A 9,774-nucleotide genomic window follows, 5' to 3' on the forward strand; every position below is an offset into this window, starting at 1 on the left:
CGAAGAACGATCAGTCGACCGACCAGGTGTCCTTGCCGCGCAGCAGCGCCTGCAGCGCGGCGGTGTCGTGTGCGCGGGCCTCGCGTGCGGCCGCGACCTGCTGGCGCGCCGCGTCATCGTAGGTCGGCTTGCTGACCTTGCGGAAGATGCCCATCACCATGTGGTCGAGGTTCTGCTCCGACAGCCGCGAGAGTGCGAACGCATACGCCGGGTCGTCGAGCTCCGCGTCGTGCACCACGATCTGGTCGGCGGCGACGTCGGCGGTCTTGGCGACCTCGAGCCCGAAGCCGGACTTGACCACGCAATACTCGCCGTCGACGCCGAACGTGATCGGCTCGCCGTGGCGCAGGTTGATCAGCCGCTCCTCAGCGCCTTCCTTGCGCAGCGCGTCGAACGACCCGTCGTTGAAGATCGGGCAGTCCTGCATGATCTCGACCAGTGCGGCACCGCGATGCTCTGCGGCACCGCGCAGCACCTCCGACAGGCCCTTGCGGTCGGAATCCAGCGCGCGACCCACGAACGTCGCCTCGGCACCCAGAGCCAGTGACACCGGGTTGAAGGGATAGTCCAGCGAGCCCATCGGCGTCGACTTGGTGACCTTGCCGACCTCTGACGTCGGCGAGTACTGCCCCTTCGTCAGCCCGTAGATCCGGTTGTTGAACAGCAGGATCGTCAGGTTGACGTTGCGGCGCAGCGCGTGGATCAGGTGGTTGCCGCCGATGGACAGGGCGTCGCCGTCTCCGGTGACCACCCAGACGGAGAGGTCCTCGCGCGCCAGTGCGAGTCCGGTCGCGATCGTCGGCGCCCGGCCGTGGATCGAGTGGAACCCGTAGGTCTCCAAGTAGTACGGGAAGCGGCTCGAGCAGCCGATACCGCTGACGAATGCGATGTTCTCGCGCCGCAACCCCAGTTCCGGCAGGAAGTTGCGGATCGTGTTGAGGATGACGTAGTCACCGCAGCCCGGGCACCAGCGCACCTCCTGGTCGCTGGTGAAGTCCTTGGCCTTCTGCGGCTGGTCGGTCGTCGGGACCAAGCTCATCTTGGTCAGAGGCGTCAGTCCGAGGTCGGTGCCCATCACGTCGGTCATGCGTTCACTCCGGTCGCGTCAGTCGCTTCGATGTCGATGGTGGCCGCAGCCAGCCGCGCGAACTTGGCTTTCTCGTATTCCTTCTCGGCCAGTGTCCCGTCCAGCGCGGAGTCGATGATGCTCTCGACCTCGTCAGCCAAGAACGCCATGCCCTCCACCTTGGTCACCGACTGCACGTCGACGAGGAACTGGCCCCGCAGGAGCAGCGCCAGCTGACCGAGGTTCATTTCGGGTAGGACGACCTGGGAGTAGCGGCCCAGCACGTCACCCAGGTTCGAGGGGAACGGATTGAGGTGACGCAGCTGCGCGTGGGCGACCTTGATGCCCTTGCGTCGGGCGCGCCGGCACGCCTCACCGATCGGTCCGTAGCTGCTACCCCAGCCGAGCAGCAGCAGCTCGGCGTCACCGGTCGGGTCGTCGACCTCGAGATCGGCGACGTCGATGCCGGCGACCTTCTCCTGCCGCAGCCGGACCATCAGGTCGTGGTTCTTCGGCTCGTAGGAGATGTTGCCCGACCCGTTGGCCGATTCGAGCCCACCGATGCGGTGCGCCAGGCCCGGGGTGCCCGGCACCGCGAACTGGCGGGCCAGCGTCTCGGGATCGCGCGCATACGGCTGGAAGGGTTCGCCTTCCTTGGCGAAGGTGTGCTCGATCGGTGTGAACGTGCTGACGTCCGGGATGCGCCACGGCTCGGACCCGTTGGCGATCGCGCCGTCGGACAGGATCATCACCGGCGTGTGGTAGTTGATCGCGATGCGTACTGCCTCCACCGCGATGTCGAAGCAGTCCGACGGTGAGCGGGGAGCCAGGATGGCCACCGGCGACTCACCGTTACGGCCAAACATCGCCTGCAGCAGATCGGCCTGCTCGGTCTTGGTGGGCAGACCGGTCGACGGGCCACCGCGCTGGACATCGATGACGAGCAGCGGCAGTTCGGTCATCACGGCCAGGCCGATGGCCTCCGACTTGAGCGAGATGCCCGGCCCGGAGGTGCTGGTGACGCCGATTGCGCCGCCATAGGACGCGCCGATCGCCGCGCCGATGCCGGCGATCTCGTCCTCGGCCTGGAACGTCAGCACGTTGAAGTTCTTGTGCTTGGACAGCTCGTGCAGGATGTCCGATGCCGGGGTGATCGGGTAGGTGCCGAGCACGACCTGCAGATCGGACAGCTGGCCCGCGGTGACGATGCCGTACGCGAGCGCGGTGTTGCCCGAGATCTGCCGGTACTCACCGCTTTTCAGCTTCGCCGGGGCGACCTCGTAGGTGGTGCCGAACGCCTCGGTGGTCTCGCCGTAGTTCCAGCCGGCCTTGAGCGCCAGCACGTTGGCCTCGGCCACCTCGGGCTTGCGGGCGAACTTCTCCCGGATGAACGCCTCGCTGTGCTCGAGCTCGCGTCCGTACATCCACGACAGCAGTCCGAGCGCGAACATGTTCTTGGCGCGCTGACCGTCTTTCTTGCTGGCGCCGATCGACTCCACGGCGCCGAGCGTCAGCGTGGTCATCGCGACGGCCTGGACCACGTAGTCCGAGAGCTCGTCGGTCTCGAGAGGGTTGGCGTCGTAGCCGACCTTGGCCAGGTTGCGCTTGGTGAACTCGTCGGAGTTGGCGATGATCAGGCCACCGCGGGGCAGGTCGGAGACGTTGGCCTTGAGAGCAGCCGGGTTCATCGCGACCAGCACGTCGGGGCGGTCGCCCGCGGTGAGGATGTCGTAGTCGGCGATCTGGATCTGGAAGGACGAGACGCCGGGCAGCGTGCCCTGGGGTGCGCGGATCTCGGCGGGGTAATTCGGTTGCGTGGCAAGGTCGTTGCCGAACAGGGCTGCTTCCGAGGTGAACCGGTCGCCGGTGAGCTGCATACCGTCTCCGGAGTCGCCGGCGAAGCGGATGACGACCTTCTCGAGCTTCTGCCGGGGCGCGCCGGATGCCTTCGCACTCACGGTGCCGTTGTCTGCCACTCGCTTGCCTTCCGTGTCTCTCTCGTCTCCTCTGGGCGCGCGTCGCGCGTGCGCCCCAGCGACGCTTGCGAGCGAATGCCCATCGAGTCGCCACCGGTGCGGTGCGCCGTCAATGGACACCCGTCAAGAAGTTGGTGTCACTGGCAGTACCGATTATGGCACTTCTCTTAGGGGCGCCTATACCAGGCCCGCAGATGACACTCAGGTTGCGGCGCGACGAACACCCAGTTCAGGCCCTGTCGACGCGGCGGCCACGGGACGCGAATGTGGTTTTCGTCACGTTGTCGGGTCGTGTCCAGCGTCGCGAACTCTCTTAGAAAAGGTTACCGATCAGTAGCGATCAGCTAGCGCTACGCGGGCAGGTTGTATGGCGTGATGACCTGGATGGGCACCGGCCGGGCGATCTCCGCCGGCAAAGCTCCGCGCTCGTGCAGGATCAGCCGCAGCGCCAGCCGGGCGTCGGCGCGCAGATCGTTGTGCAGCACCGCCGAGAGCTTTCCCTCGCCCAGGAGGCGACGATTGTCGGCGTCGAGATCGTGCGCGACGAAGACCCGGCAGGGACGACCCAGTGTCTCGAAGGCCGCCACGGTCGCGACGTTGCCGCCCCCGACGGAGTAGACCGCCTCGATGCCGGGGTTGGCCGCCAGCGCGTCGAGCACCAGCCGCTCGTTGCTCGCGTCGATGCCGTCACTGCCGCTGACCTCGACGATCGCGCGGCCGGATGAGCGCAGCGCCGACCGGAAGCCGACCTCTCGCTCCCCCTCGCCGCGGAACACGGCGCGACTGAGGGTGATCAGCACGTCCGACGGCGACTCCCCCAGCCACTGCTGCATCAGGTAGGCCGCCGTGACGCCGGCTCCGTGGTTGTCGATGCCCACGTACGCGCTGCGCGCGCTGGCCGGTATGTCGGTCGTGTAGGTCACCACCGGGACGCCCGCATCCACCAGTCGGCCGACGGCCTCGGAGACCTGCGGCTCGTCCTGCGCCTTGAGGATCACGCCGTGGCTGCCGCGAATACGGGCCAGGGTGTCGACCATCTGTGCCGTGGAGCCGGCCTCCCAGAGGTGGAAGCGGGCCCGCAGCATGGCCGGCGCGAACGCCGGTAGCTCGGCTTCGACAGCGGCGCGGAAGGCATCGGAGAACCTGCGCGGGGTCTGCATCACGACGTCGACGAGGTAGCGCCGGCCGTTGAGCCGCAGCTGCGCGCGTTGCTTGTCGAGGTCGGCGATCGCCTGGTCGACCTCGGCGATCGTGGTCTCCCGGACACCGGGACGACGGTTGAGCACGCGGTCGACAGTCGCCTCGCTCAGCCCGCTCTGCTGAGCGATCTCCCGGATCTTGTAGCGATGCGCCATCGACCTGGCCCTGTTTCTCCCGGCGTGAGCCCCACGCCAGGTCCTCTGAGGTGTTTTTGATGGGTTTTTGCCGTTGATTGCGGTGCGGATCACAGCAAGACTAACCGTCATGGCCACATCCCTCCACTCACCGGCATGGCTCGGCGAGGCGGACTGCGACCTCGGCGAGTTCCGGGCGCAGGTCGAGCAGCAGACCGATCCGGCCGACTATCCGCATGCCCGCGACGTGCGCAGCAATGTGCTCGTCTACGCGGCCGACGTCACGTCCGCGGATCGGCGCGCGATGCAGGCCGAGGTGATCCGCGCGCTCACCGACGGGCCCGGGGTGGTCGTGTTCGAGGGGGCATTCAGCAGGGACGTGGTAGCGCGGACCAACGACGCCTTCTTCGCCATCATCTCCGACGAGCGTCGCGGCGACCGCACCGCAGGCGACCACTTCGGTGCGCCCGGCGCCAACGACCGCATCTGGAATGCGGCCCAGAAGCTGGCGCTACGCGATCCGCATACGTACGCCGAGTACTACGCCAACGACACGCTGGCACTGGTGTGCCAGGCGTGGCTGGGCCCCCCGCTACCAGGTGACCTCCCAGGTCAACGTCGTCAATCCCGGTGGTGCAGCGCAGGTTCCACACCGCGACTATCACCTCGGGTTCGTCCCCGTCGAGCAACTCGAGCAGTATCCGGCCCATCTGCACCGCATGTCGCCGGCATTGACCCTGCAGGGCGCCGTCGCGCACTGCGACATGCCGATCGAGAGCGGACCGACGATGCTGCTGCCGTTCTCCCAGCGCTTCGCCGGCGGCTACCTCGCGTTTCATCGACCGGAGTTCATCGACTACTTCGCCCAGCATCACGTCCAGGTCCCGCTGGCCACCGGCGACGCGGTGTTCTTCAATCCCGCCCTGTATCACGGTGCAGGAGCAAATGTTTCGGGCGACATCCGGCGCATCGCCAATCTGCTCCAGGTCAGCTCCCCGTTCGGGCGCGCGATGGAGGCCGTCGACCGCACCGCCATGGTGCGCGCGGTGTACCCGGTGCTACGCGGGATGCGCGCCGCCGGCCGGCCCGAGCACGAGCTGCGCAACGTCGTGATCGCCACCGCCGAGGGCTACGCCTTCCCCACCAACCTCGACAGCGATCCCCCGGTCGGCGCGCTGGCGCCGCGCAGCCAGGTCGACATCCTGACCGGCGCCTTGGACGAGGACCTCACCGACCAACAGCTCGACACCGCATTGCACGACTACCACGATCGGAGAAAGCCATGACCACCCTGGGCTTGATCGGCCTCGGCCGTATCGGCGGCTTCCACGCCGAGACCTTGACGAACCTCCCGACTGTGGAACGCCTCGTCGTCACCGACGAGCGGCCCCATGTCGTCGCCGAGGTGGCCACCAAATACGGCGCCACACCGGCAGATTCGGTGGCGGCGCTGTTGTCCTCCGGGGTGGACGGCGTCGTGGTCGCGGCCGCGACACCGGCGCATGCCGAACTGGCGCTGGCCGCGGTCGAGGCGGGCCTGCCGACCTTCTGCGAGAAGCCGATCGCGTCCACCGCGGCGGAGAGCGCCCGCGTCGCCGGCATCATCGCCGGCTCCGGCGTGCCCGTCCAGGTGGGTTACCAGCGCCGCTTCGACGCCGCATTCGCGGCGGTCAAGCAGGCCGTCGACGGCGGCTCGCTGGGGCGCCTGCACACGGTCCGCAGCACCACGATGGACCCCGCGCCTCCGCCGATGGACTACATCCGAGGGTCCGGAGGCATCTTCCGGGACTGCGCCGTCCACGATTTCGACGCGATCCGCTGGGTCACCGGCCAAGAGGTCGTCGAGGTGTACGCCACCGGCAGCGTCCAGGGTGACCCGCTGTTCGCCGAGTACGGCGACGTCGACACCGCGGCCGTCACCGTGCGGTTCGACGGGGGCGCCCTCGGCGTGGTCTCCGCTGCCCGGTACAACGGGCGCGGGTACGACTGCCGGCTCGAGGTGCACGGTTTCGACGACACCATGGTCGCCGGGTGGGACGAAGGCGCGCCGGTCGTCAACGGCGATCCGGGCACCGCGTTCCCGACCGGTCAGGCGCACCACTTCTTCATGGACCGGTTCACCCAGGCCTTCCGGGCCGAGCTCGGCGCGTTCGTCGATGTCGTCGGCGGCGCCCCGATCCGAGGCGCCACCGTCGCCGACGCGGTCGAGGTCGCGTGGATCGCGGAGGCGGCGACCGAATCGCTGCGGCGCGGCGTTCCGGTGTCCATCGACACGGTGAAAAAGGAGGCACAGCAGTGAAACTCGCGGGAGCCCCGATCTCCTGGGGCGTGTGTGAGGTACCGGGCTGGGGCCATCAACTGGAGCCGGAGCGGGTGCTCGCGGAGATGGCGAGTGCCGGTCTGACCGCGACCGAACTCGGGCCGGAGGGCTTCCTGCCCACCGAGACCGCGGATCTGGTCGCGACACTCGATCGGTTCGGTCTGCAGTGTGTGGGCGGTTTCGTGCCCGTGGTGTTGTTCGACGAGACCCACGACCCAGTCGACGATCTCACCGCACCCCTCGATTCTCTGGTGGCCGCCGGGGCGGGCGTGGTGGTGCTCGCGGCGGCCACAGGCGCCGACGGATACGACAGCCGGCCGGAGCTCTCGGATCGGCAGTGGGAGACGCTGCTGACCAACCTGGACCGGCTCGCCGAGGTCGTCGCGGAACGCGGCCTGACGGCGGTGCTCCATCCCCACGTGGGCACGATGGTCGAGAATCGCGCCGAGGTCGATCGCGTTCTCGCCGGCTCGCGTATCCCGCTGTGCCTGGACACCGGTCACCTGCTGATCGGCGGCACGGATCCGCTGCAGCTGGCTCGCCAGGTCCCCGCGCGGATCCAGCACTGCCATCTCAAGGACGTCGACGCCGCCCTGGCGGCACGAGTGCAGTCTGGCGAGCTCACCTACACCGACGCGGTCGCCGCCGGGATGTACGTGCCGCTGGGGCAGGGCGATGTCGACATCGCCGGGATCGTGACGGCGTTGCAGGACAGCGGCTTCGACGGGTGGTACGTGATGGAGCAGGACACCATTCTGGCCGGGGAACCTGACGGTGACGGACCGCTCGCCGACGTCCGTGCCAGCGTGGCCTTCGTGACGGGAGCGGCCGAGGGCGTCTCGGCGTGAGCCTGCGCATCGGCGTTCTCGGCGCATCGAGGATCGCCGAGAACGCGATTGTCGGCCCCGCGCGCGAGCTCGGTCACCGCCTGGTTGCTGTCGCAGCTCGGGACCCGTTGCGGGCGCAGGCTTTCGCCGACCGATTCGGCGTCGAGCGGGTCGTCGCGTCCTATCAGGAGGTGATCGACTATCCCGAGGTCGACGTGATCTACAACCCGCTGGCGAATGCGCTGCACGCGCCGTGGAACCTGGCCGCGGTCGATGCGGGAAAGCCGGTGCTCACCGAGAAGCCGTTCGCCCGAGATCGTGTCGAGGCGGCCCGCGTCGCGGCGGCAGCCGACGCCGCCGGCGTCACGGTCATGGAGGGTTTTCACTACCTGTTCCATCCCGTGATGCACCGGGCGCGCGAGGTGGCCGGTGACGGCACCATCGGTGAGCTCACGCGCCTCGAGGTCGCGATGGGCATGCCCGAGCCGGCAGCCGAGGACCCGCGCTGGTCACTCGACATGGCCGGCGGGGCACTGATGGACCTGGGCTGTTACGCGCTGCACATCTTGCGCCGCTTCGGCTCGCTACGCGTCGTGTCGGCGACGGCGGTCCAGCGCCACCCCCGGTGTGGACGAGCGATTCGACGCCGAATTCGAGTTCGACTCGGGTGCAACGGGACTCACGACCAACTCGATGGTCGACGACGAGTACTCGTTCACCCTCCGGATCATCGGGTCGCGCGGCGAGGTGTTCGTGCACGATTTCATCAACCCCCGCCGCGACGACCGGTTGACCATCACGACCGCCGACGGCGAAACCGTGGAGCACCTGGGCACCCGCGCGTCCTACACCTACCAGCTGGAAGCGTTCGCCGCCCACGTCGAACGCGGTGAAGCGCTCCCGCTGGACGCCGCCGACGCGGTGGCGAACATGGCTCTGATCGACGACACCTACCGGGCGGCGGGCATGGCTCCGCGCTGACCGACGTCGGCGATCCTGGGTCAGTCGCCGACGGACTGCGTCACGCTGGCTGCCCGCCGCTCGTGCCATCGCAGGCGAAGCATCAGGAGGCCGCGGTGCGCTCGCCATCCGGCCGACAGCGGGTCACGCCACGCCGGGACCATCGCCGGCGCTCGAATTCCCTGTCCATGACGACCATTGTGCCGCGGCCAGACGACACAGGCCCGCCGCAGCGAGCGGCGAAACGGTGTCGATCGTGTGAATGTTGACCGACCAGCTTTTGGCAACGCTGAGGTCAGCGCTGTGCGGTACGACTACCTTCTCCCTATGCCCAAGCCGTACGACCCTCGGGAGCTGTTCAGCCACGGCCGTCAGCGCGGCCCGCGTCGGACTCGACGTCTACAGCTGGACCGAGAAGCAGATCGTCGACGCCCTCCGGCACGGCCTCGACGCACTCGACGGAACCGACGCGGCCCCGCCGGCGCAGACAGCCGACATCGACACGGGCACATCGGACGACACCGCGGAGACTGCCCCGGATTCCCTCGGCGGCAAGCTCAGCGATCTGCTGGAACGCGCTCTCGACCAGAACACCCGAGGCAGCCGGATCGAGATCTTCCACCGGCTCCTCGACCAACTGGTCCCTGACGAGGCCCGCATCCTCGGCGCCCTGTCCGACGGGTCGCGGTCGCCTGTCGTCACCGTGTCGGTCTGGGGGCAGTCACGGGCGACATCACGCCCTGTGCTGCAGAACGCGTCACTGATCGGCCGGACTGCCAACGTCGCGCTGCCGGAGATGGTGCCGCAGTACGTCAGTCACCTGCTGTCGCTGGGGCTGGTCGACATCGGGCCGGAGGACCGCGACCTGGAGACGGACTACGAGTTGTTGATGGCCGAGACCGCGGTGCTGGCGGCGATCAAGAACGGCGCCCGTGGGCCCATTCCGGCCAAGGTGGAGCGCTCGACCCTGACCCTGTCCGCGTTGGGCGCCGAGTTCTGGACTGCTGCCACCGGCAATGGCCGGTGATGTGCCGGAGATGACGAGCACGTATCAGGCGATCGCCAGTTGGAGCGAGATCACCACCGATGTCTCCACGTACTGGTGGATCTACCTGTCCATGCCGCTCATCGCCGCGTTCGTGGGCTGGAGCACCAAACTGGTCGCGGTCGAGATGCTGTACCGACCGCTTGATTTCAAGGGTTGGGGGGTCTTCGGCTGGCAGGGGATCGTGCCCCGTCGCGCGGGCAAGGTCGGCTCGACCACCATTCACCTTCTGACCTCGAATCTGCT

At 68.2% G+C, this 9,774-nt stretch carries 6 protein-coding genes and 3 pseudogenes; 6 read left to right on the forward strand and 3 right to left on the reverse strand.

Going from position 1 to position 9,774, the window contains the following annotated elements; all coding sequences use genetic code 11:
• Positions 1-10 precede the first annotated feature (10 nt).
• The 3 genes from PGN37_RS26130 to PGN37_RS26140 all read right to left on the reverse strand — a co-directional run bounded on the left by PGN37_RS26130 (position 11) and on the right by PGN37_RS26140 (position 4,397).
• Positions 11-1,087 (reverse strand): 2-oxoacid:ferredoxin oxidoreductase subunit beta, encoded by a 1,077-nt coding sequence (locus tag PGN37_RS26130; protein WP_335333873.1) that lies wholly within the window; start codon positions 1,085-1,087, stop codon positions 11-13.
• A complete protein-coding gene (locus tag PGN37_RS26135) occupies positions 1,084-3,042 on the reverse strand; it encodes a 2-oxoacid:acceptor oxidoreductase subunit alpha (RefSeq protein WP_335333874.1) in 1,959 nt (652 codons plus the stop codon). The genes PGN37_RS26130 and PGN37_RS26135 overlap by 4 nt, the downstream gene beginning before the upstream one ends.
• Positions 3,043-3,392: 350 nt before the next feature.
• The gene (locus tag PGN37_RS26140; RefSeq protein WP_335333875.1) at positions 3,393-4,397 is read right to left on the reverse strand and encodes a LacI family DNA-binding transcriptional regulator; all 1,005 of its coding nucleotides are present in this window, start codon (positions 4,395-4,397) and stop codon (positions 3,393-3,395) included.
• Positions 4,398-4,506: 109 nt separating this feature from the next.
• On the opposite strand from PGN37_RS26140, the pseudogene PGN37_RS26145 reads away from it, so the two are divergent.
• The 6 genes and pseudogenes from PGN37_RS26145 to PGN37_RS26170 all read left to right on the forward strand — a co-directional run.
• A pseudogene (locus PGN37_RS26145) lies at positions 4,507-5,662 on the forward strand (phytanoyl-CoA dioxygenase family protein).
• Positions 5,659-6,675 (forward strand): Gfo/Idh/MocA family protein, encoded by a 1,017-nt coding sequence (locus PGN37_RS26150; RefSeq protein ID WP_335333876.1) that lies wholly within the window; start codon positions 5,659-5,661, stop codon positions 6,673-6,675. The pseudogene PGN37_RS26145 and the gene PGN37_RS26150 overlap by 4 nt, the downstream one beginning before the upstream one ends.
• Positions 6,672-7,544 (forward strand): sugar phosphate isomerase/epimerase family protein, encoded by an 873-nt coding sequence (locus PGN37_RS26155; RefSeq protein WP_335333877.1) that lies wholly within the window; start codon positions 6,672-6,674, stop codon positions 7,542-7,544. Before PGN37_RS26150 ends, PGN37_RS26155 begins: the two co-directional genes overlap by 4 nt.
• Positions 7,541-8,504: pseudogene (locus PGN37_RS26160) on the forward strand (Gfo/Idh/MocA family protein). Before PGN37_RS26155 ends, PGN37_RS26160 begins: the two are co-directional and overlap by 4 nt.
• Before the next feature lie 244 nt (positions 8,505-8,748).
• Positions 8,749-9,510 carry an Abi-alpha family protein gene (locus PGN37_RS26165; RefSeq protein ID WP_335333878.1) on the forward strand — a complete coding sequence of 254 codons (762 nt, stop codon included), beginning with the start codon at positions 8,749-8,751 and terminating at the stop codon, positions 9,508-9,510.
• Between the two features lie 10 nt (positions 9,511-9,520).
• Positions 9,521-9,774 (forward strand): annotated as a pseudogene (locus PGN37_RS26170) (DUF445 domain-containing protein); the annotation flags it as partial.

The sequence above is a fragment of the Mycobacterium kyogaense genome, assembly GCF_036946525.1.
Taxonomy (GTDB): domain Bacteria; phylum Actinomycetota; class Actinomycetes; order Mycobacteriales; family Mycobacteriaceae; genus Mycobacterium; species Mycobacterium kyogaense_A.